Raw genomic sequence first — 22,583 nt, 5'->3', positions numbered from 1 at the left:
GCTACCTCAAGAAGTACCTGAAGAACGCGTCCTGCCTCGAAAACTGGGGCACTTCGCCGACGACTGCGAGCAAGGAGACGACGGTGGAAGCAGGACTGCCGTGGCAGTCCGCGTCGAAGTCCAGTATCCGTACTCCTACTCGACGGGAGACATCCATGCGGACGCGGCGTCGAACGCGACGTATCTCGTCAGCGTCGATGGTGCCGAGCGAGTCAGCGGCGACAGCGTGTCGCCCTGCTGATTCAGACGAGCGTGCGTATTTTTATCCGAAACGAGGCTCTCGTAGAGCGTATGGAGACCTCCGAGAAACGCCTCCTGACCGGCGGTGTCGCACTGGTCGGCGCAGGCTGTTTCCTCGCGCTCAGCGTCTATCCGTTCCAGTACGGAACCGTCGAGAGTGCAGTCTTGGCGGGCGCGCTCGTCGTAGTCGGACTGTTCGAGTTCGCGCTGGACGAGACCAGTTTCTGAAAGCTACGCGCGCCCAGAAATCACGTCTACGTTCCCGGTCTGCCTGAACGACGCTGCGTCGAGTGCGTCCAGTTCGTGTAGACGCGAGCGAAGTGCCGCCTCGAACGCCTCGACGTCGTCGCCGAACGTCGCTGGCGAGCAGAACGACAGCGAGAAGACGTAACCGACGACGCCGTCGATGGTCCACTCGCGTGCGAAGGCGAACTGCCGATGCTCCACGTCCTCGAATTCGAACGTCTCTAACAGTTCGTCCCACGGGTCGTCGTACTCGGCTGGCCCGGTTCGCTCGGGTACGTCGTCCAAATACTCGGCGACGAGGTCGTAGACCTCCGACTGCCAGTCTTCGGTCCCCTTCGTGAGCCACTCCGAATCCGTGACGAGTGCAACGCCGCCCCCAGATTCGGTGATTCGCCGTAGCTGTTCGAGCGTCGATTCCTGGTCCATCCAGTGGAACGCCCGGCCCATCGTCGTGAGTCGGAACGGACCCATCTCGTCGTGGAGGTCGACGTCGGACCCAGCAACCCACCTGATGTCGTCCTCACTAGCCGAATCGGCCGCCGAGACGCGTTCTCGGGCCTGTCGAAGCATCTCCTCGTTCGGGTCCATTCCGACGACTTCGCCCGCACGTGCCGCGAGTGGAATCGTGAGTTGCCCGGCCCCACAACCCAAGTCGAGGACGCGGGCCGACTCGTTCAGGTCGAATCTACGCTGGAGGTAATCGAAAATTTCGTCGGCGTAGTCGGGTCGGTGCTCGGCGTAGTACTCCTCGGCGCTCTCGAAGGGGGTTGACTCTTTGGAGGACATACTCTCGGACGTTCGTAGCGACCGACGAGACAAAAACCGTCAGCTATCGGTCCACCACTCGCTCCGCCGGTCGCTGTAGGAGGCGTCCTCGAACGGCGCTGGCCACTCTCCCTCTTCTTCGAAGCCGAACCCGTAGCCGAGCCAGTAGCCGACGTGCCAGCCCGCGGCGTCGGTGTCGATGTCGCTCATCGTGACGTAGAGTTTGTCGTAGCGTTCGAGCGCGCCGTCGCCGTCAGGGTCGATGCCGCGCACTCGGCCACAGGAGCCGCTACCGGCGTCTCGGCAGGGAAGACGTTCGCTGAACTCGATTATCACGTCGGCCGTGGTTCGGTTGTCGGTGAACTCGTAGGAGACGTTCGTCGGGACGGTGCCGTTCGCACCGTCCGAGTAGTAGTCGAGTGCGTGCCGGACCTGCTCGCGCGCCTGCTCGGAGTCAGAGACGTTCGCGGCGTCGAGATACACCGTAAAGTTCGAGTCGGCCCACGGGAGTCGGCGCTCCGTCGCGTTGCGTTGGGGAAGCGTCGTCAACTGCGACGTGTGGGACATGACAGTCTGGGGCTTGGCAGAGTGGTTCAGCCCCAGTGTGTGGCCGAGTTCGTGTTTGAGGATGAGTCGCGTCGAGTTGTCGGAGTAGCTATCGACGATTCGGACGGAGATGGGCCGCGAGACCTGACCGGCTTTCGTGACGTACGGTGCACATCCGGCCGGTTCGGAGACGTTCGCACATTCGCCGATGCCCTCGACGAAGTGAATTACGAGGTCAGGATTCGTGGCGTTGGGTGCGAACTCGTAGTTGATCGCGTACCCGGCGTACTGCTCGCTGTTGTTCGACCAGTAGGCCAACGCGTCCCGGACGAGCGGCCGGAAGTCCCGCGACTCGTTGGCGGTGTTGTTGATTCCGACCGTGAGCGTCGTCTCGCCCCACGGGTTCGCACGGGGGCCAGATTCCTGCGACTCCGACATCGCCTGCTGGTCGGCCTGCGAACCCGCAGACGTGGTCGTATCGGAGACGCCGGGTGCGTAGGCTCCACACCCCGCGAGGACGACGAGAACGACGACGAGAACTGGACGCCACATCAGTTCATTCGACAACGTTCGAACGTATCAATGTTTGCCCCCAAATTCATAACAGTCGAAGTCAGCGACGTGGGAGAACTCCGGCGATTCGACTTGTATCGTCGCGTGGTCGATGTCGAACTTCCGAGCCAACTCCTGACGGCAGTGCGACAAAACCGCGTCGGGGTCGGTGCCGTCCGCGACCACGACGTGCGCCGAGAGCGCAGTCTGGGTCGAATCGAGTGCCCAGACGTGTACGTCGTGGACCTCGACGACGCCCTCTAAGTTCCCGAGGTAGCGCGTCACCTCGCCGATGGCGACGTCGCTCGGGGTACCTTGGAGAAGGATGTTGAGGCTGTCGGCGAGCAAGTCTTTGGCAGAGTAGAGGACGAGTCCCGCGACGAGAACTGCAAAGAGAGGGTCCAACACGAGGATGTCGGTGTAGTAGAGCGCGACGCCGACCACGATGGCGGCCACGCTCCCGAGTGCATCCGCGAGTAAGTGCAGGAAGGCACCCTCGACGTTGAGCAGTTCTCTGTCACCCCGCAAGACCCACGCCGCCGCGAGATTGGCCACGAGTCCGAGGACGCCGACGACCACGACGACGAGTGGCCGGACCGCTCGCGGGTCCTGAAACCGTTGAATTGCGTCGTAGAGGATGTACGCCACGGTAGCGAGAAGGAAGATGCCGTTGAGAAACGCCCCCAGCACCTCTGCACGCTGGTAGCCGTAGGTCCGCTTGGCGTCGGCGGGCCGGGTGGCGACCCACGCCGCCAGCAGGGCGAGGCCGAGACTCGCGCTGTCGGTCAGCATGTGGACCGCGTCTGCCAGCAGTGTGAGCGAGTCTGCGTAGAGCGCGCCGACGAACTCGACCACGAGGAAGACGGTGTTGATTGCGAGCGCGATGGTAAGCGCTCGCAGCGGGGTCTCTGTGTGGTCGCCGTGGTCGTGTTCGTGGTCGTGTGCCATCGTTAGGGGATGTCTAGTATTCGTTTGGGTACGTTTGGTAGGTCTCGTGCTTCGGGAGGTACGTGAAGTGGTTTGGTGAATTTGTGGGTTTGGAGGTGTCTGCTGTCGAGCGGAAACCGTAGTTGGGAAGCTTGCCGAGTCGAAGCTAGCTATCGCCGTCACAACGCGAAATCGTACAGCACCGCGACGGCCACACTGCCCAATCGACTCAAAACGTGCTGAAAGTACGGCCGACTACATTCAACGCTCAGGCTCGACCCTCGCTAGTCGCATCGCGTTGCCCGTCACCGAGAGACTCATGCCCATGTCGCCGACGAGAATCGCGGCGAACACTGGCACCAGACCGAGGGGCGCACCCACCGCAAGCACTGCCTTCACCGCCAAACTCGCGTAGATGTTCTGGCGGATGACGTCGTTCGCTTTCCGCGACAGTCGGTGGAGGTACGGCATCTTCAGCAGGTCGTCGCCGAGCAGTGCCACGTCGGCCGTCTCGATGGCGGCGTCGGTTCCGGCCGCACCCATCGCCACGCCGACTGTCGCGGCGGCCAGTGCCGGAGCGTCGTTGACGCCGTCGCCGACCATCGCCACCGTGCCGTACTCGTCGGTCAACTCGCCGACGGCCTCGGCTTTGTCCTCTGGCATGAGTTCCGCGCGAACCTCCTCGATTCCGACCTGTTCGGCGATTGCGTTCGCGGTTCGCTCGTTGTCGCCGGTCAGCATGGCGACTTCGACGCCCCGCGACTGGAGGCGGGAGACGGCCTTCTTCGCTTCTGGGCGGACTTCGTCAGCGACTGCGAGCGCGCCTTCGATTTCGTCTTCCGTGCCGACGAGGACGACCGTCTTGCCCTCGCGCTGGAACCGCGGCACCACGTCGGCCAGCAGGTCGAGACAGTCGTCGCGTCCGTGACAGCGACTTTCGGTGGCGTCTTCCACTTCAGTCACTATCCCACCGTCAGTACTCAGGTGGACGTGTTCCAAGTCGAAGCCCAGTTCAGCGAACAGCGAGGGCTTGCCCGCGTAGTGGGTCACGCCGTCGATGTCGGCCCGGACTCCTTTGCCGGTCAGACTCTCGAAGTTCTCGACGGTTCGGTCGTCGGCTTCGTCGTGGTGGTCTTCGACACGCTTCTCGTCGCCGCATCCGTCGTCGCATCCGCAACTGTCGGCTTCGTCTTCGTGGCTGTGGTCGGAACCCTCGTCAACTTCCTCGTGTTCGTGCGCCACCCCTGCCTCGTGCGCTCGCTCGACTATCGCTGCCGCGATGGGGTGTTCGCTCCGGTGTTCGAGGTCGTGGGCACACCGGAGTAGGTCCGACTCGTCGTTGCCGTTGAGTGGTACGGCGTCGGTGACTGCCAGTTCGCCCTTCGTCAAGGTACCAGTCTTGTCGAACGCCACTGCTTCGACTGCGCCCATCGACTCTAAATTCGGACCGCTCTTGACCAGCACGCCGTTGCGCGCCGCGCTCGTAACCCCAGACACCACGGAGACGGGCGTCGAGATGACGAACGCGCAGGGACACGCGACCACGAGCAGAGTTAGCCCGCGCACGAACCACGTCTCGAACTGCGCGCCGAGCAGGAGTGGCGGCACGAACGCCGTGAGGAGCGCGCCGACCACGACTACGGGCGTGTAGTAACTGGCGAAGCGTTCGATGAACTGCTCGCGGTCGGTGCGTTCGCGGCCCGCGTCACCGACCGATTCGACGATTTGAGAGAGCGTCGTCTCGTCTGCCTCCGCGGTCGATTCGACTTCGAGGTAGCCCTCCTCGTTGACCGTGCCCGCGAACACTTCCGAACCAGCGGACTTCTCGACCGGCACCGACTCGCCCGTGATGGGCGCTTGGTTGACCGCGCTGTCGCCCTCCGTAACCGTCCCGTCCACGGGAATCTTCTCGCCCGGTCGGACGAGGACGGTCTCACCGACTGCGACCTCTTCGACGGGGACAGTCTCTTCGCTTCCACTTCGTCTGACAGTCGCCGTGTCCGGCGAGAGGTCCATCAGCGCGCGCACCGACTCGCGGGCGCGGTCCATCGAGAACCGCTCTAAGAGTTCGGCGACGCTGAAGAGTACGGCGAGCGACGCCGCTTCGAAGTAGAGACCGACGGCGACGGCACTGACGATGCCAGTACCCATCAGCAGGTCGATGTCGAGGTTGAGATTCTTCACCGAGTAGTAGCCGTTTCGCAGGACTTCCTGTCCAGCGACCGCGGAGGCCAGCAGGAAGAGGACGCCCGCGAGGTGGAACTCCCGACCGACCGCAGAGAAGAGTAGCGAGTTCGCACTCGTGAGGAGAAATTCGAGGACGAGACCGACGACGAGGAAGATACCGCCGGTCCATGTCTTCAACGCGCGCGTGCTCGTCCAGACCTCGCTCGCCTCGGCTACGTCGGGACCACCTTCGTCCGTGGTGGTCCCGGTGACTTCGTAGCCCGCAGATTCGATTGCGCCCACGAGCGAGTCGCGGTCCGTCGCCTCGGGGTCGTAGGTGACGACGACTTCGCCAGTCGTCGGTCGCGTGTCGAGTTCCTCGACGCCTGCGAGGTCGAGCGCCGATTCGACTTTGCCAGCACACGAGGGGCAGTCCATCTCGGGAACGCCGAACCGCTCGGTACGAGTGTCGGATTCGATGGCGTATCCGGCCGCCTCGACGCGCTTCCGAACCGACTCCGAGTCAGTCTGGGTGGCGTCGTAGGAGACGGTTAGGGTCCCCGTGGTCGCGACGGCGTCGATGTCGCCGACGCCGTCCAACCGCTCGACGCTGGAGGTAACCTTGCCAGCACAGGACGGACAGTCCATGTCGGGGACAGAGAGTCGAACCGTCCGCATATCGTCTGCAGTCATTGACTAACGCTAGCCGTCGAGCAGTTATTAACCCTGCTGTCAGAAAACCGGTTCTGAGTAGCTATTATTGATAACTTAGTGCTAAGCGATTATTAACCGCTCTACGAGACACGTTTTGGGTGAGATTATTGGACCGTTTACGCGGTTTGAATACCGTTCACGCCAATTCATTCCATTACGAACGGTGCGGAACGAAAAATCGAACACAACCGTCGCGCCGACTTATTTGGGAAGCCGTCCAAGGGATAGATGAGTTCCAATGCAAACGCTCAAGCTCAGTGCCGCTGTCTCCGTGCTCGCCGCGGAACTGTTCGCCGCCCTCGCAGTGCTAGTCGTCACTCTTGGATAGTACGACAAGTGGCTGAGGGGAGTAAGCCCCCTTCTGTTCGTCCGAGTATTCGGCTGAGCGTCCGCACCTGTTTCCGGACTGCGTCCGGAAGCTCGCCGAGTTGCCTCGGCGGTGTGTTCGGGCTACCTGTGCGGCCCGAAGGGCCGCGTAGTGCGGACTTGCACCGGCGGGGATTCGCCGTTCCATCCATTCTCGGCCTTGCGGTTCTGCCTTCGGCAGAACCCGTTCACCGGTTACACCGGTTCACTGTAACGTTCCAGCTACGCTGGAACGCGCCCTCGGCAGGTTAACTTCCCGTTCCTTTGCTCGGTCGGGGTTCGCGTGCCTCATCGGTCGGGCCGAGTGGTCTCGTTTCTGTTCCAGAGCCAGTGGTCTCCCACTCCGGGCTTGCGTCCGGTCGCCTGCCCGAACGGTGGGGGGACTTTCCTCACGTGTGTGTCGCCGTCGGCGACACGTCTCGCGGGAACTCGGCTCCCTCTGCCGTCCCAACGTAGCCACTGCCTGCGTTTAAGAAGTTCGGTACAAGGGGTGCTTACCCCGTGGTAAGCACTCCCGTATGAAAAGTATTGCCACCTTACCGATTTAAGATATGAAGGGAAGACTTGAAGAGTGTTCCGGCCATAAGGTGTTACGTATGGCACAGGCTCAGGCAGTAACTCTCTCTTATCAGGATGGCACGCGCGCTGTGGAACTCGCACGAGAATCCGTGGAATCCTACGTAATCAACGGCCAACGCGAACAGCCGGGGAGCATGCGTGAGGCGTTCTACAACCGAACGGGCGTCTTCGTTCGCCTCTGCTCCACGCGAGGGCGGGGCCAACTTCGAGGCTGCGACGGAGCGTACGAAGGTACCGACCAACTCGGCCACCAGATAGTCGATTCGGCCATCAGCGCCGCCAGCGACAACTCCTGTGGCTCGGAAGTCGAACCACCGGAGCTACCGAACCTCAAGATTTCGGTCTGCATCGTCGAAGACACGCATCTGAGTACAGACCCCGCAGAGGAGATCAAACTCGGAAAACACGGCGTCGCCGTCGAAGGCCGTGGCAATCAGGCGTGGATGTACCCGACGCTCCCCTGCGAGAACAACTGGAGCGTCTTCGAGTACTTGGACCGCACCTGCCGGAAAGCTGGACTTCCCCGCGGCGCGTGGGAAGACGACGACGTGATGGTGACGCTGTTCGACGGTCAGGTCTTCCGCGAGCGCGAACCGGAAGGCAGCATCGAGAACATCTAATCGAGTCGCACTTCGCAGACGCTAGTCGCGGAAGCCGACCACGTTGGCGTCCTCACGAGCGCGTTTTGCGGCCTCGTCGATGTCGAACTCACGGACGAGCGTGCCGTCCCGCACGAGTGGCTTCAGTAGTGTCTCGCCACCGTCGGGATTCGCTCTGTCCGCCAGTCCGACGTGATGCCCGCCGTCGGGCGTCCGGAACACTGCCTTTTCACCCGAGAGTTTCCCACGCTTCGCCACCAGTTCGCCGTCTACAGTCACGATGTCGAGCGCGAAGTCCAGCGGATTCGCGTTGCTCACGTAGCCACCGACGCCGAAGCCGTCGGCCACGTCGCGGAGTTCTCGCAGGTCGGCCGGACCGAGACCGCCACTGACGAAGAGGTCCACGTCTTCTCGCCCGCGCGCGTCGAGTTCCCAGCGAACCTCCCTGACGATGTGTCTGAAATCGCCACGGCGCGAACTCGTCGTGTCGAGTCGGACACCGTCGAGCGCGTCGCCGAGCGCCTCGGCGGCGCGCAGACTCTCGTCTTTCTCGTCGGAGTAGGTGTCACAGATAGCGATACGCGGCACGTCAGAATCGACCGCGTCGTCGAAGGCTGTCCACGCCGTCTCTTGGTCGCCGAAAGCGATGACGAGCGCGTGAGGCATCGTGCCGCTGGCTTCTTTGCCCAGAATCTCGCCCGCGGCGACGTGTGAGAAGCCGTCGAGTCCAGCGACGAGCGCGCCGCGCTCGACCATCGGGGCCATCGCGGGGTGGACGTGTCGCGCGCCGAAACTGAGGACGTTCGAGTTGGGGGCGGCCCGCCGCGTTTCGAGCGCGGCAGTCCCGATACCGCTGGCGTGTGAGAGAAAGCCGAGCAGGGAGGTCTCGTACCGCGCGAAGTCGAGGTAGTCGCCCTCGATTCGCATCACGGGACCGCCGTCGAACAGTTGTCCCTCGCGCATGGCGTCTACGTCGATGGGGAGTCCTTCGAGCAGGTGGGCGGCGTCTTTGACGCCCGCGAACAGGTCGAACTCGCCGGTCGGGAACTGGTCGCGGGTAACTTCGGCGACGACGCGTGGGTTGCGGTCGGCCGCATCCAAAGTCTCTTCGGTGCGCAGAAAGTAGGCGTCGGTGGCAGTGCCGTCGCGAATGGACTCCTCGGACACGACGTCGAACCGGTCGGTCACTGTCCTCGCCTCCGAGTCGCGCTCGCAACCTGCCTCCAAACGGCGTTCATGCGCGGGAGTACCCGCGCCGGAGCGAAAAAGGTCCCGCTACCGCTTCGGACGAGTCCGTTTCGTTACTGCTTGGGGGCCGCGCCTTGCCGGACCTTCGAGAGGTCTTCGACGGTCGGCGCGTTGACGATGGTCACCGTGTTGCCCTGCTGTGTGACGTAGAAGGCGTCGGCGAACCCGTTGCCCTCGACGACCCACGTGTTCGCGCGGCCGTCTACCTTCTCGGCGTCGCGATACTGGAGCAGTTTCGTGTAGCCCTCGACGAACTCGTTGGCGTCTTGTTTGGAGTCCCACTTGGACTGCCAGACGTAGCCCGTCTCGTTCTTCGCGGCGCTCTCGCTGGTGTAGACGACGAGTCTGTCACCGTCCCAGCCGTCGGAGTACGAACTGTTGTAGTTCAGCGGGTCGAACTCCGCCATATCGCCGGTCGAGGCGTTCCGGTTGATGAACTCGGAGGCGGAGACGATTTGGGTCTGTCCGCCGCTCTCGTAGGCGGGGTACATGAACATCGAGAAGATGCCCGCTTCGCCGACGCTGGCGAAACTCGGGCGTCCCTTCGGCCGCAGACGCTCCCAGTCGCCGCTCGTCTTGTCGCCGACGGTGAACTCAGTCGGCGTGTCGTCGGGGTACTTCTGTGGGTGGATGACCTGTTCGGTGCTCGCCGGTGGGTTCTGGTAAAGCTCGTTGACTGCCTCCCAACCACCGCGGCGTTGGACGCCGCGCACGAACGGCGGGCCGTCGCTGTACGGTTGGAACTTCAGGAGGTACGGACCGATATTGGCGAGACCGCCGCCACCGCCCGAACTCGATTCGGGCGTCAGACAGTCGCCGCTCCACTGGTTCTTACAGCGTTTCTCGTAGAGGTAGTCCACGAGGTTGCCGTCGCCCTCGATGACGCCGTCCTTGGCGTTGTGCAGTTCGCGCGTCGATTGGTTGAACTTCGAGAGGTTGAACTTCTGGTCCTGTAGCGCGTGGAACAGCTCTTGAGAGAGCGTAATCTCGTCTAGCTGTGGCGTCGAAGCGTTCTCGGAGATGACGACAATTCGCTTCTCGGAGGGACTGTAGAAGCCACCGACCGACGACCCGGAGTTAGAGTTCTGCACCGCGATGGAGTCGGTCGATTCGTTGATCATCATCAACGCCTCGAACTTGACGTTGTCGAAGAGCTTCCGTTTGGGCGGCGTCGAACGGTCGTTCTGGCTCTTGCGGAACTCTTCGCGGGTCATGATTTCGACCGGAACCTGTGACTCGAACTCCAGGCCGCGGACGCGCTCGACGCGTGCCATCGAGCGCTTGACGGTCTTGTTCAGTTCGGTCTCGTTGAGTCCGTCGTTCGGATTGACCGCTATCGTCTCGTTGTACCAGATACCGCCTTCCCAGCCGAGAACGTCGGTTTCTGGGTTGTCGGGCTTCACGACCGGTTTCTCGCCGGGCGTCTCACCAGTCGTCGGTGCTGTCGTATTCGTACCTGCGGTCGAGGTACCCGCGCCGGGGGCCTGCGAACAGCCCGCGACGACGAGCATCAGTACGACCGCGACTGCGATGCCTGTGCGCATTCACTCAAAAGTGGGACTACAGCGACAAAAACCTCTTGCAAGGGAGGTGATACGCGACGGAACAGGTTTCAGCGAAACGGCCGTACGCCCGACTATGAACTTCGACCCGAAAGCGACCGCAGTCGTCGTCGTAGACATGCAGAACGGCTTCTGTCATCCGGACGGGAGTCTGCACGCACCCGCCAGCGAGGACGCTATCGCGGACGTGACGGAAGTCGTCTCGATGGCCCGCGATGCTGGCGCGTCCATCGTCTACACCCAAGATATGCACCCGCCCGAACAGTTCGAGGACAAGCACTACTACGACGAGTTCGACCGCTGGGGCGAACACGTCGTGGAGGGGTCGTGGGAAGCCGAGTTCGTGGAGGAACTCGACGTGCGCGAGGACGACCACGTCGTCGAGAAGTACACCTACGATGCCTTCTACCAGACGAACTTGGAGGGGTATCTCGACGCCCACGGACTCAAGGACCTGCTCATCTGTGGCACGCTGGCGAACGTCTGCGTGCTCCACACTGCGGGGAGCGCCGGACTGCGGGACTTTAGGCCCGTTCTGGTGGAAGACGCCATCGGCCACATCGAGGAAGAACACCGAGAGTACGCCGTCGAACACGCCGATTGGCTCTTCGGGGAACTCGTGAAGAAGGGCGACATCGAGTTCGAGTAGGAGTTGGGGAGATTGGAACGGTTGCTACGAGTGAAATCACGACGAGAACTGGCAGGACCGCAACGCAAGCTATTGCCGGTGCAAAGCCGCGCCCTCGCTCGTCGTTCCCTCCCTTCGGTCGGTCACTTCTCGCGTCACCCGCTCCCTGCCATTCCACAGGAGCGCGGCCGCCGAGCAGCCGCGCGGATTAGTGCCCGCGAAAATGCGCGTTATGAGGTGGTTAAACTGGGTTCTGTGTCGTGCGTTGCGTCATCGACCACAGGATGCGGAAACGGCGGAGCCGTTTCCGGGGAGGCGTGGGGACTGCGTCAGGGCTGGTGAGCGAAGCGAATCAGCCCGTCTGCTGGGTTTGCACGGCGTCGTGTCGGGAGTAGCTAGCTCGTTCGTAGTCACCACCCAGTCGTTCACAATCACAGAACCACAACGTCGCGCAGTAGCCGAACGAATCACCTGATTTGAACCCGACACACAGAACAGTGAGCGACGACACAGAATCCGGGGACCCAGAATACGACCTCGATTTCCGGGAACACCCCGAGGCCTACTACATCGGCCGCGGCGAACAGGGTGTCTTCAAAGTCCAACCGTACAAGAGCGAACTGCTCCCGAACTGGACCATCAAGAACCTCGACGAAGCCGAAGACTCCGCCGAGAAAATCTACGACCAGTACCAGAGCTACAAAGAAGACGACGACTTCGTGGGGATGGACATGGCTCGCAAGTATCTTCAGATGGGCTACACTCGGGCGATGCGCTACGCGAAGTATCCCGGCGGGCAGAAGTACGAAAAGAGCGGCGACGAGAAGACCGAACGCGAACCGCAAGAGTGGGCCGACGAGGAGAAGCGCGAAATTGCCCTCGTCTTCGAAGAAGCACTGAATCGGGTCCGCGAAGACGAGCAGTATCAGCAAATGAAGGCCGACCACCGCGAGCGAACCGACTAGTCGTGTACGCGCTCGATACCCACCGAAACCTCCTCACCCACCTCGAACTCCACGTCCGGACAGACCAATTTCGCACCGAACGGACCCGACGAACAACACAGCGAGATGCCCGTTATCTTCTCGCCGTTCGCCAGCACGGTCAGGTCGTCCCACGCGACGGTGCGGCCGTCGCCATCCGAATTCGAAACACCGACGCGCTGGCCCGCAAGCGAGACAGTTTCGCTCTCGCTTCTCCCAACCGCCGGAAGCGCACCGCCGCCCTCGTAGTGAGGCAGACCGCCGTCAAGGACGACGCCGCCCCGACCCGCCGAAATGCCTACGAATCGTTCACCGGGCGCGGGATGTTCGGGCGAGTCCAACATCGCGTATGTGTCGCCTGTCTCGACCACGGTTCCGGTGCCGTCCCACGCGACTGCCTCGACCTCCACGCCGACTTCCACCGGGAGCGACCCTGAGGCCCGGTAGGGGTTCGCGTCCAGTTCACGGAAGCCCAGATGCAGGTGGTTGTCCACCCATGGCGCGAAGAACCCCGAGCGGACCATCTCGCCGAGCGAGTCGCCGAAGGCCACTTCGTCGCCCGGTTCGACCGTTGGCTCGACGTGCAAGATTCGCGCGAGGTAGTCGCCGGTATCGACGACTATCAAGTGGTCGTGTTCGACCGCGTAGGGCTGGGAAGGCGCGGAAACCGTCCTCGTCGCGACTACCTCGCCCGCGACGGGACTGGGCGCGGCGGTCGCACGGGGCGAGGGAGAAGCATCATTCTGTGGGTACAAATCTATCGCACACCCAGCCTCGTGGGCGGCGTACGGCGAGTTGTACAGCGAGAATCGTGGAAACTGCGCCAGCACGTCCTCGGAAACGACGACCATCGAGTGGCTCTCGGAGACGGGAGCGTTTAGGTACTCCGACTACGAGTGGTCTCGTATGCGCGTACTCCGCGGACGGGCGGCGACCATCGACGCCGACCGCGAACTGGTCGCCGAGATGCTCGAACGAACCGCCGAGAGCGGCGACGACGCAGTGCGGGTCTGGCGACCCCACAGACAACTGGCGTTCGGCCGCAGAGACGCTCGTGAGGAGCAGTACGACGCCGCCGCGAGCGTCGCTAGCTCGGCCGGGTTCGAACCGGTCGAACGCTCCGTCGGCGGGCGAGCGGTCGCCTACACCGGCACCACCGTCGCGTTCGCTCACTCGACGTACTTGGAGGACATGCGCGTCGGGATGGACGAACGCTACGACAAGGTGACGACCGCCCTCCAACGCGCGCTCTGGAGGCTCGGCGTGCCAGCACAGCGGGGCGAGCCGGAGGGGAGTTTCTGTCCGGGCGACTACTCGCTCCACCACGACGGGAAGCTCGTCGGGGTTGCCCAACGAGTCAGGAAGAACGCCGCGCTGGTCTCGGGCGTGGTCGTCGTTCGCGACCACGAAGAGATAGCAGAGGTGCTGGACCCCGTCTACGCTGCGCTCGGCGTACCCTTCGAGACTAACTCTGTCGGAAGCATCGCCAAGGCGGGTGGAAAGGACGACCCCGACGAGGTCGTCGAAACCGTCGAGGAGTTGCTGGTCGGTGAGAAAGGGACGGAAGTCGTGGACGTCGAGCGAAACGAATAGTCAACTACGCACAAAGAATTTTCCGAGCATCTCCTTCGTCGGCACTACGGACGTAGATCCGCGACCAGATACCGACGCGATGGACGTGGAGTGGGCGGTCGTCCCGTGGCTAGTCAAGGTCGGCGCGGTACTGCTCGTCGTGTTTCTCCTCGCGTTCTGGCTGTCGGTTTTCAGTTCGATGTGACTCCCGTCCAAAAGTCGAGTAACGGACGACCCTACAGCGCGCCGAGGAACACGGCACTCCAGAAGAGAACGAAGAACCCGCCGAACGCGACCCAGAACAGCTTCCAGACGAGATGCATCTCGTCGAACGCGCTCGCGTTCGGCTTCGTCACGTGGTCGTTGCTCATAGGACGATTTTCGTTTTATTTCTATAAATACTTTCTCCGGAATCAGACGACCGCGGTCGTTTCGTCCCCGATTCGGACGCGTCCCAAATTCCAGACGACGTAGCGAACCGGGAGGCTTAGGACGCTCCCCGCTCCAAAATCCAACAAATGCTCACGATTCGAAACGCGACGCTCGCCGACGGCCGGGAGCGAGACGTTCGCATCGACACCGACGCGGGGCGAATCACCGGAATCGGCTCCTCGCTCACCGAGTCCGGCGAGGTCATCGACGCCAGCGGGAAGTTGCTCCTCCCGGGGATGATAGACGCCCACGTCCACTTCCGCGAACCCGGCTTCTCGCACAAGGAGACGTGGGAGACGGGGAGCAAGTCCGCCGCCGCAGGCGGCGTGACGACCGTCGTAGACCAACCGAACACGGACCCGCCGACCATCGACGGCGAGAGCTTCGACCAGAAGGCCGAACTCGCCGCGGAGTCGTACGTCGATTACGGCATCAACGGCGGCGTCACGGCCGACTGGGACCCCGAGGAACTGTTCGACAGGCCGACGCTCGCGCTCGGGGAGGTCTTCTTAGCAGATTCGACTGGCGACATGGGCATCGAGGAAGACCTCTTCCGCGAGGCCGTACAGGCCGCCAGCGACAACTATCGAGTCGTCACCGTTCACGCAGAGGAAGCCGACCTGTTCGACAGAGAGGCGAGAGCACGCGACGACCCGGACGCGTGGAGTGCGTACCGAACCGCCGAGGCGGAGGAAGCAGCAGTCGAGCGTGCGGTCGAAATCGGCGAGGAAGAGAACGCCCGGATTCACGTCGCTCACACCAGCACGCCCGAGGGCGTCGATGCGGCGAAAGCGGGCGACGCTACCTGTGAGGTAACGCCCCACCACATCTTCCTCTCGCGCGACGACTACAGTCGGTTGGGTCCGTTCGGTCGGATGAACCCACCGCTACGTTCGGAGAAGCGGCGCAAGAAGCTCTTCGAGCGCGTCGCCGACGGCACGGTAGACATCGTCGCCACCGACCACGCCCCCCACACGCGCGAAGAGAAAGACGCGAACATCTGGGACGCGCCGAGCGGCGTCCCGGGAGTCGAAACCGCACTCCCGCTCCTGTTGGAGCAAGCCCGAAAAGAGAACCTGAGCTACGAGCGAGTGCGTGACTTGACGGCGGCGAACCCAGCAGACATCTTCGGGTTGACCCGCCGCGGGAAGGTCGAACAGGGACTGATGGCCGACCTCGTGCTGGTGGACCCCGACGCGACCCGCGAGATTCGCGGGGAAGACCTCCACTCGAAGTGCGAGTGGACGCCGTTCGAGGGAATGACCGGCGTGTTCCCCGAACTGACGATGGTGCGCGGCAACGTGGTGTACGACGCGCGCGAGTCGGACGCCGGGCAAGGCGAGTTCGGCGACACCGAGGGGAGGAACGTTCGCACGTAGGGCAGTTGACAAACGTCGCATCTTCGGCGACGACGGCGCTCGTTTCGAGTCGATATTCAACCTTTTCCGCCACTCAGAATGCATATGAACACCTTTACCCAGACTTTGTGAGAATATTGCGCCGAAAGCGGCAGTTATGTCCCCATCCGTCCAAGAGATATTCGTCGGCGCACCGCCGCCGACTGTCGTACCGTCTGCAAACACTACGGGTACTCGTCCGTATTTGGCAACCATCGCAGGGACGCCGCCAGTGCCAGATGACTCCTGTCAGGCGTCCCCTATTCGGCCGACAGTACTACTTTGCGTACCGACGGCGTGGCTACTGGCATGGGGGACCACGAAGCCGAGATACCAACTGATAGCGTCACGCTTGCTGGCGAACTCGTCGTTCCGGAGAACGCGAGCGGCGTCGTCGCCTTCGCACACGGAAGCGGCAGTTCGCGGTTCAGTCCGCGCAACAACTTCGTCGCCGAGCGAATCCGCGAGCGAGGCGTGGGGACGCTGTTGTTCGACCTACTGACCGAGACGGAGGACCGAACGTACGAGACACGATTCGACATCGACCTGCTGGTCGAGCGTCTGCTCGCCGCTACGGATTGGCTCCGCGAGCAGTCTGAGACGGAGCAGTTGCACCTCGGCTACTTCGGGTCGAGTACCGGCGCGGCCGCCGCACTTCGAGCGGCGGCCAGACGCGACGACGTGGACGCCGTCGTCTCGCGCGGCGGACGCGTCGATTTGGCACACGACGCGATTCCGAACGTGAACGCGCCGACGCTGTTTCTCGTCGGGTCGAAAGACACCGCGGTACTGTCACTCAACCAGCGGGAGTACGAGCGACTGACCTGCGAGAAGGAGTTGACCGTCGTCGAAGGCGCGTCGCACCTGTTCGAAGAACCGGGAAAGTTGGCCGAGGTCGCGGACGCCGCCGCGGACTGGTTCGAGGAACACCTCGAAGCAAACTGAATCGTTACACCACCGCGTCTAACACGACTGTCGCTCCAATCGACCCGACCATCACGCCCGCGCCGAGGCCAGTGAGGACGACCATCGCGCGGCGAGAGGCGGCCTCCGACCAGTTCGAACTCGTGTCGAGGTACTCCTGTGCGTTCTCTATGCCCCGCCCCGCGAAGATAGACCCGGACCAGCCCAGTACAGCAAAGCCGAGTATTAGCGCGCCGACGGCGAACACTTTCTCGCTGGCGAACAACAGCGTCTCGCCGGTCGCGACCAACACTGCGACGCCGACGACGCCGAGAACAGCTCCGAGGAGCGTCGCGCGCCCCGTCGTTCGGGCGCGCTCGCGGAGGACCGCGCGTCGGTCGTCCGGGGAGTTCGTCTCGTCTGACGCGCCCATCAATCGACCGTTTCGCGCATCCGCGGGTCCAAGGCGTCCCGCATCCCGTCACCGAGCAAATTGAACCCGAGGACGGTGATGGCGATGGCGAGTCCGGGGAAGAACGACCACCACCAGTCGCCGGTGAGCAGTCCCTGATTGACGCCGTTGGCGAGCATCAGGCCCCACGAGGGCGTCCCGGCCTCCGCACCGAAGCCGAGGAACGAGAGCGCCGCGAGGTCGATGATGGCCAGCCCGAAGTTCAGCGTCGATTGGACCGTAATCGGCGCGAGGCAGTTCGGCAAGATGTGGCGAACCAGCACGCGCGGGTCCTTCGCACCGAGCGCCTGCGTCGCCTCGATGTACTCGTCTTCCAGCACTTTCAGCGCCGCGCCACGGACGACGCGGGCGAACCGCGGCGTGTAGACGAGCGTCAGCGCGATGACGACCTTCCAGAGACCCGTGCCGAAGATAGCGACGAGCGCCAGCGCGAGCAGGAGACTCGGGAACGCCAACAGCACGTCCATCGTGCGCATGATGACGTTGTCCGTGATGTCGCCGTAGTACGCCGCAAGGATACCGAGACCGACGCCCAGAATGGTCGATGCACCGACCGTGATGGTGCCGTACTTCATCGCCAGCCACGTGCCGTAGAGGACGCGGTCGAAGATGTCACGCGACTGGATGTCCGTGCCGAAGGGGAACGCGAACGTCCCGTAGTCGGTGACGAGTTGGGTCTGCTTCTGGCCCCACCAACTCGGCGGCGCGAGATTCGGGTTCGTCCCGATTTGGCTCGTCGTCACCGCGCTCAAGTCGATGAACAGTCGCGCGTAGAGCGCGACGATGACCATCAGGGCGATGATAGTCATCCCGGCGACGGCGAGACGGTTCGAGAACAGTTCCGAGAGGAACGGGGACGCACGGATCTGCTCGATGAGTCCGCGCGACTCAACGTCCTCGCCACTGACTTCGGTTTCGGTACTCATTGTAATCGCTCCTGTGAGAGTGTACTAATCATTGGTCGATCCGTGGGTCGAGGTACGAGTAGGTGATGTCCACGCCGAGGTTCACGAGCGTGAACAGGAACGCGAACATCAGGACGGTGCCTTGCACGACCGGGTAGTCACCGACCTGAATCGCACTCACCAGTAGGGTGCCGATGCCCGCGATGCCAAACACTGTCTCGGTGAGGACGGCACCGCCGAGCAGGGTGCCAAACTGGATACCGATGACGGTCACGACGGGGATGAGCGCGTTCCGGAACCCGTGTTTCATCATCGTGATGCGCGCGCCTTGGCCCTTCGCGCGAGCGGTCCGGATGTAGTCTTGCCGGATGACTTCGAGCATCGAGGAACGCATCATCCGGGAGATGAGCGCCATCGAGTAGATGCCGATGACCATCGACGGCAACAGCAGGTGGGCCGCCGCCGACTGGAACGCCGCGAAGTTACCACGGATGAGCGTGTCGATGGTGATGACGCCAGTAATCGGCTGGATGTCGAAGGTGGTCGCGATGCGGCCACTGGCCGGAAGCACGTTGAACACCTGCGCGAACAGCAGAATGACGAGCGGGCCGCTCCAGTAGATAGGGACGCTGATGCCGGTCAGCGCGCCGACGCGAGTGAGGTGGTCGGACAGCGAGTCCTGTTTGATAGCGCCGAGCAGTCCAAGCGGAATCCCGAAGAGGATACCGAGGAACTGGCCGTACAGCGCCATCTCGATGGTGACGGGGAGTTTGTAGCGAAGCACTTCCGTGACCGGGACGCCCTTCTGAATCTGGTAGGACTTCCCGAGTTCGAGTTGCACCGTCTCCAGCAAGAACCGGCCGTACTGGACCCAAATCGGGTCGTTCAAGCCAAGCTCCACCCGAATCTGCTGGACGAACTGCTCGGATGCTCGCTGGCCCGCGATGACCCGTGCGGGGTCGCCCGGTGCGAGGTGCAGGATGGCGAAGACGAACGTCGCCACCCCGAACAGCACCGGGACGAGCAGCAAGAGTCGTTTGATAACGAACCGCTTGGAAATCATTCACTCGGAGAAAAAACGCGAGGGGTGAAAAAAGGCTCGCAACTGCGGTGCCGTCACCCCGTAGCGGCCTTCGATTTTCGTTCGGTTGCAGTTCGATTTTCGGCCGAGTCCGTTCGTCTTTCTACTCGATGGAGACGAGGTTGAGGAACGGACCGCCGATGGGCGCGAGCTTGAAGCCGCTGACGCTGTTGGCGACGCCTCGCATCGACTTGGCGTGGTCGAGGGTCACCCACGGCGCGTCGTCGTAGAAGATCTGACCGGCCTTCTTGTACTTCGGCTTGCGCTTGCTCGTCTCGTAGCTCTTCTGTGCTTCCTCGGTGAGCTTCATGAACTCGGTGTTGGCCCACGCGGCCGCGTTGAGCGTGTTGAAGCCGTCGTAGTCGTCGGGGTCCACCCAGTTCTGGCCGTCCGGCACGTCCGAGGCCTTGACGGAGCTACCGGGGTGCAGCAGCGCGTAGTAGAAGTTGTCCGGGTCACCGTTGTCCGTCATCCACCCGAGGAAACACGCGTCGTGTTTGTAGTTCTCGGTGTAGGTGAGGTACTGCTTCCACGGCATCGTGTTGATGGTGACCTCGACGCCGATGTTACTGAGGTTGGACTTGATGGTCTGTGCGGCCTGTCGCGGCGACGGGATGTAGGGACGCGGGTTCTTGAAGATGGAGAGTTCGAACGAGAGGTTCTCCTGCCCGGCGTCTTTCAGCATCTGTTTCGCCTTGTCGGGCTTGTGCGGGTACGGGTCGAGGTCCTTGTTGTACCCCATGACGCTCTCCGGAATCGGTTGGCTCGCCTGCGAGGCGATGCCCTTGAAGATGGTCTCGACGATGGACTTCGTGTTGATACCGTAGTTGATGGCCTGTCGGACCTTCTTGTCTTGGAACGCCTCCTTGCGCGCCATGTTGAAGGCCATGTAACCGACGTTGATGCCGGGGATGGATTCGAGTTTGGCCTTGTTGGACTGCTTGACCATCTGGGAGGACTGCGCGCCGAGTCCGTCGATGATGTGAGCGTCCTGCGAGAGGAGCGTCTGGGCACGTGAGGAGTTCTGACCGACGGCCGTGAAGACGACTTCGTCTACCTTGGCCTTGTCGTCACCCCAGTAGTCCTCGTTCTTGCTCAGGCGGATGCGCTGGTTGCCGGTGTCCCAGCCTTCGAACTTGAACGGACCGGTACCGACCGGGTTGTTCTTGAGCTTCTTGCCGTGTTCCTTGATGGCCTTGAGCGAGTGGACCTTCGAACAGAACATCGCCAAGTTGGCGAGAATCGGCGCGTACTGCTGTTTGAGGGTGATGGTAACCTTGTATTTCTCGTCTTTGCTGACTTCCTTGATCCAGTTACCGAGCGAGTACGGACCGTACGCCGAGACGTAGTCGCCACCGGGGAAGTACTCGTAGTCTTCGTCCACGAAGCGGCGGTACGTCGCCACGTAGTCCTCTGCGGTGAACTCGTCGCCGTTGTGGAACTTCACGCCTTCGCGGAGGGTGAGGTTGACCGTCTTACCGTTGACGTTCCAGTCCGTCGCTAGTCCTGCGACGAGCGAGGTGCCGCCGGGCTTGAACGCGATGAGGCTCTCGTAAATCTGGTTCGTAACCTTCGCGTCTTCGCCACTGGTCGTCGCTTGGAAGTCCAGCGTGGAGGAGTCTGTCCCACGGGCGTAGGTCAGGGTGCCACCGGAACCGGAGGAGTCGCCGGAGGTCGTTCCGGTGTCGCCAGTCGTCGTTCCGTCACCTTCGCCAGTATTTCCTGCACAGCCAGCGAGCGTGGCAGCTACTGTCGCACCGCCAGCAGCTTTCAGAAAGCCACGTCGTTTTAGGTTGTCACTTGACGCCATAGGGCATCATGCTCATACCTGCCATATAAGCGTGCCGAACCCAGATGAAACAAATATAAAAGTCTCACTCGACATTGAGTATTTCTTCTCGATAGTACTCGAAAGAAGTCCGGAGGTGGTCAGTTCGACAGTCTGACCTGTTTCAGTAGCGGTCCACTAATCGGCGCGATCTGGAAGTTCTCGACGCGGTTGGCGACGCCGCGAAGCTCTTTCGCGTGGTCGATAAACACCCATGGCGCTTGGTCGTGTGCGATTTGACCCGCCTGCCGATACAGCTCTGCGCGCTGTTCTCGGTTGAGCGTACTCTGGCCCTGTTCGACCACGTCCATGAAGTCGGTGTTGGCCCAGCCGCCGACGTTGGTCGTGTTGTACCCCTCGGTGTCGAAGCTAACCCAATCCTGTCCGTCCGGCACTTGGTCCTGCGGGATTCCGGGGTGCAGAAGCGTGTAGTAGAAGTTGTCCGGGTCGCCGTTGTCGGTCATCCACCCCAGGAAACATGCGTCGTGTCGCCCCTCTGCGGTGTAGTCGAGGAACGGGTTAAACGGCATCTGGTTGATGTTGACCGTGATGCCGACTTCGTTCAGGTTCGACTTGACCGTCTGGGCCGCCTGCAACGGCGACGGGTTGTACGTGCGCGGGTTCTGGAACGTCGCCAGTTCGAACGAGAACCCGTCGCCGTAGCCGGCGTCGTTCAGTAACTGCTGTGCCTGTTCGGGGTCGTGCGGATACGGGTCCAACTCCTCGTTGTACCCCAGTACTTGCTCCGGTATCGGTTGGCTCGCCTGCACCGCAATGCCCCGGAAGATGTTCTCGACTATAGCCTGGGTGTTGATGGCGTGGCTAATGGCCTGTCGAACCTGCCGGTCGCGGAACGGTTCGAACCGCGCCATGTTGAACGCCATGTAGCCGATGTTGATGCCTTGGGTCTCTATCAACTCGGCCGCGTCTGCGTTCTGGACGATTTGGGACGATTGGGCACCCAAACCGTCGATGATGTCTGCCCCGCCCGAGATGAGCGTCTGAGCGCGCGTCGTGTTCTGGGCGATGGCCGTGAACACGACTTCGTCCACGAACGGTCCTTCGCCCCAGTAGTCGTCGTACGCGGACAAGCGGATGCGCTGGTTGCCCCGGTCCCAGCTATCGAACTGGAACGCGCTCGTCCCGACCGGTTGTTGACTCAGGTCCTGTCCGAGTTCCTGAATCGCCTGCTGTGAGAGGACGCTGGACGCGAACATCGCCAGGTTCCGCAGGAACGGTGCGTACTGCTGGTTGAGTTCGATGGTGAGTTGTTGACCGCCGCCCCCACCGGCCGTCTGGGTTCCGTTCGCAGTTTCGGTCTGGTTCCCGGTGGCCGTGCCACCGCCCCCACCGCCAGCGCTCACGTTCGACACCCAGTTACCGAGTGTGAACGGGCCGTACGCCGAGATGTAGTCGTCTCCGGGGTAGTACTCGTAGTCTTCGTCCGTGAACCGCCGGAACGTCGCTACGAAGTCCTCCGCGGTGAACTCGTCGCCGTTGTGGAACGTCACGCCCTCGCGGAGCGTGAGCGTCGCCGTGGTCCCATTTAGGGAAAATTCGGTCGCCAACCCCTCCTGTAACGAGGTCTGATTCGGTTCGAAGTCGATGAGGGTGTCGTACATCTGGTTGATGACTTTCACGTCCTCACCGCTCGTCGTGTTCTGTGGGTCGAGTGTGCCCGAGTCGTTCCCGCGGGCATACGTTACCGACCCACCCCCCTGTTGTGTGGCGTTCGTCGCCTCCGCATCGTTACCGACGTAGCCGGTCACGGACGCCGTCGCGGCCGCACCCCCGGCCGCCTTCAGGAAGCTTCGCCTTGAAATGGATGTGTCTTTTGAAGTCATCCATCGCTACTAATCAATCATTCTGGAT

General features: G+C 62.4%; 21 protein-coding genes and 1 other RNA gene. 8 read left to right on the top strand and 14 right to left on the bottom strand.

Features of this window, described 5'->3' with window-relative positions; translation table 11 throughout:
- Window positions 1–100 precede the first annotated feature (100 nt).
- Together F7R90_RS21970 and F7R90_RS21965 are read left to right on the top strand one after the other, a co-directional pair.
- Window positions 101–241 (top strand): hypothetical protein, encoded by a 141-nt coding sequence (locus F7R90_RS21970; protein WP_192498371.1) that lies wholly within the window; start codon window positions 101–103, stop codon window positions 239–241.
- A 50-nt stretch (window positions 242–291) separates the two neighbouring features.
- Complete coding sequence (locus tag F7R90_RS21965) at window positions 292–468, top strand: hypothetical protein (protein WP_192498370.1); 177 nt, start codon at window positions 292–294, stop codon at window positions 466–468.
- A gap of 3 nt (window positions 469–471) precedes the next feature.
- Here the strand turns inward: F7R90_RS21965 and F7R90_RS01010 are convergent, their stop codons facing one another.
- The 5 genes from F7R90_RS01010 to rnpB all read right to left on the bottom strand — a co-directional run bounded on the left by F7R90_RS01010 (window position 472) and on the right by rnpB (window position 6,966).
- Window positions 472–1,272, bottom strand: a complete 801-nt coding sequence (locus F7R90_RS01010) for a class I SAM-dependent methyltransferase (protein WP_192498369.1) — start codon at window positions 1,270–1,272, stop codon at window positions 472–474.
- A gap of 39 nt (window positions 1,273–1,311) precedes the next feature.
- On the bottom strand, window positions 1,312–2,349 hold the full coding sequence (locus F7R90_RS01005; protein WP_225741227.1) for a matrixin family metalloprotease: 1,038 nt from the start codon (window positions 2,347–2,349) through the stop codon (window positions 1,312–1,314).
- 27 nt (window positions 2,350–2,376) lie between these two features.
- The gene (locus F7R90_RS01000; RefSeq protein WP_158055428.1) at window positions 2,377–3,297 is read right to left on the bottom strand and encodes a cation diffusion facilitator family transporter; all 921 of its coding nucleotides are present in this window, start codon (window positions 3,295–3,297) and stop codon (window positions 2,377–2,379) included.
- Between the two features lie 240 nt (window positions 3,298–3,537).
- The gene (locus tag F7R90_RS00995) at window positions 3,538–6,135 is read right to left on the bottom strand and encodes a heavy metal translocating P-type ATPase (RefSeq protein ID WP_225741226.1); all 2,598 of its coding nucleotides are present in this window, start codon (window positions 6,133–6,135) and stop codon (window positions 3,538–3,540) included.
- 359 nt (window positions 6,136–6,494) lie between these two features.
- An RNA gene (gene rnpB / locus F7R90_RS00990) (RNase P RNA component) lies at window positions 6,495–6,966 on the bottom strand.
- Between the two features lie 152 nt (window positions 6,967–7,118).
- Between rnpB and F7R90_RS00985 the strand changes: the two genes are divergently transcribed.
- A complete protein-coding gene (locus F7R90_RS00985; protein WP_158055427.1) occupies window positions 7,119–7,721 on the top strand; it encodes a TIGR00296 family protein in 603 nt (200 codons plus the stop codon).
- Window positions 7,722–7,742: 21 nt separating this feature from the next.
- On the opposite strand, the gene F7R90_RS00980 is transcribed toward F7R90_RS00985, so the two are convergent.
- Entirely contained in the window at window positions 7,743–8,888 is a 1,146-nt protein-coding gene (locus tag F7R90_RS00980) for a nicotinate phosphoribosyltransferase (RefSeq protein ID WP_158055426.1), read from the bottom strand.
- 113 nt (window positions 8,889–9,001) lie between these two features.
- Window positions 9,002–10,492, bottom strand: a complete 1,491-nt coding sequence (locus F7R90_RS00975) for an Hvo_1808 family surface protein (protein ID WP_158055425.1) — start codon at window positions 10,490–10,492, stop codon at window positions 9,002–9,004.
- A gap of 94 nt (window positions 10,493–10,586) precedes the next feature.
- On the opposite strand from F7R90_RS00975, the gene F7R90_RS00970 reads away from it, so the two are divergent.
- Entirely contained in the window at window positions 10,587–11,159 is a 573-nt protein-coding gene (locus F7R90_RS00970; RefSeq protein WP_158055424.1) for a cysteine hydrolase family protein, read from the top strand.
- A gap of 476 nt (window positions 11,160–11,635) precedes the next feature.
- Window positions 11,636–12,103, top strand: a complete 468-nt coding sequence (locus F7R90_RS00965) for a DUF4385 domain-containing protein (RefSeq protein ID WP_158055423.1) — start codon at window positions 11,636–11,638, stop codon at window positions 12,101–12,103.
- On the opposite strand, the gene F7R90_RS00960 is transcribed toward F7R90_RS00965, so the two are convergent.
- Entirely contained in the window at window positions 12,100–12,972 is an 873-nt protein-coding gene (locus F7R90_RS00960) for a hypothetical protein (RefSeq protein WP_158055422.1), read from the bottom strand. The two genes, F7R90_RS00965 and F7R90_RS00960, sit on opposite strands and share 4 nt — an antisense overlap.
- A 55-nt stretch (window positions 12,973–13,027) precedes the next feature.
- Here F7R90_RS00960 and F7R90_RS00955 point away from each other — a divergent pair, with 55 nt between their 5' ends.
- Window positions 13,028–13,714 carry a lipoate--protein ligase family protein gene (locus tag F7R90_RS00955; protein ID WP_158055421.1) on the top strand — a complete coding sequence of 229 codons (687 nt, stop codon included), beginning with the start codon at window positions 13,028–13,030 and terminating at the stop codon, window positions 13,712–13,714.
- Between the two features lie 215 nt (window positions 13,715–13,929).
- On the opposite strand, the gene F7R90_RS22640 is transcribed toward F7R90_RS00955, so the two are convergent.
- On the bottom strand, window positions 13,930–14,064 hold the full coding sequence (locus F7R90_RS22640; protein WP_267905100.1) for a hypothetical protein: 135 nt from the start codon (window positions 14,062–14,064) through the stop codon (window positions 13,930–13,932).
- Window positions 14,065–14,211: 147 nt separating this feature from the next.
- Here F7R90_RS22640 and F7R90_RS00950 point away from each other — a divergent pair, with 147 nt between their 5' ends.
- A complete protein-coding gene (locus F7R90_RS00950; RefSeq protein WP_158055420.1) occupies window positions 14,212–15,504 on the top strand; it encodes a dihydroorotase in 1,293 nt (430 codons plus the stop codon).
- A gap of 327 nt (window positions 15,505–15,831) precedes the next feature.
- Entirely contained in the window at window positions 15,832–16,467 is a 636-nt protein-coding gene (locus tag F7R90_RS00945) for a dienelactone hydrolase family protein (RefSeq protein ID WP_158055419.1), read from the top strand.
- A gap of 4 nt (window positions 16,468–16,471) precedes the next feature.
- On the opposite strand, the gene F7R90_RS00940 is transcribed toward F7R90_RS00945, so the two are convergent.
- From F7R90_RS00940 to F7R90_RS00920, 5 genes are all read right to left on the bottom strand, one after another.
- A complete protein-coding gene (locus tag F7R90_RS00940; RefSeq protein WP_192498368.1) occupies window positions 16,472–16,858 on the bottom strand; it encodes a DUF7268 family protein in 387 nt (128 codons plus the stop codon).
- Window positions 16,858–17,823 (bottom strand): ABC transporter permease, encoded by a 966-nt coding sequence (locus tag F7R90_RS00935; RefSeq protein ID WP_158055418.1) that lies wholly within the window; start codon window positions 17,821–17,823, stop codon window positions 16,858–16,860. Before F7R90_RS00935 ends, F7R90_RS00940 begins: the two co-directional genes overlap by 1 nt.
- 28 nt (window positions 17,824–17,851) lie before the next feature.
- On the bottom strand, window positions 17,852–18,865 hold the full coding sequence (locus F7R90_RS00930; protein ID WP_158055417.1) for an ABC transporter permease: 1,014 nt from the start codon (window positions 18,863–18,865) through the stop codon (window positions 17,852–17,854).
- Window positions 18,866–18,986: 121 nt separating this feature from the next.
- On the bottom strand, window positions 18,987–20,693 hold the full coding sequence (locus F7R90_RS00925) for an ABC transporter substrate-binding protein (RefSeq protein ID WP_158055416.1): 1,707 nt from the start codon (window positions 20,691–20,693) through the stop codon (window positions 18,987–18,989).
- 119 nt (window positions 20,694–20,812) lie between these two features.
- Window positions 20,813–22,555, bottom strand: a complete 1,743-nt coding sequence (locus tag F7R90_RS00920) for an ABC transporter substrate-binding protein (RefSeq protein WP_158055415.1) — start codon at window positions 22,553–22,555, stop codon at window positions 20,813–20,815.
- Window positions 22,556–22,583: the final 28 nt, after the last annotated feature.

This window comes from Halorussus halophilus (assembly GCF_008831545.1).
Lineage (GTDB): Archaea > Halobacteriota > Halobacteria > Halobacteriales > Haladaptataceae > Halorussus > Halorussus halophilus.
This window is presented reverse-complemented; position numbering and strand designations above follow the sequence as displayed.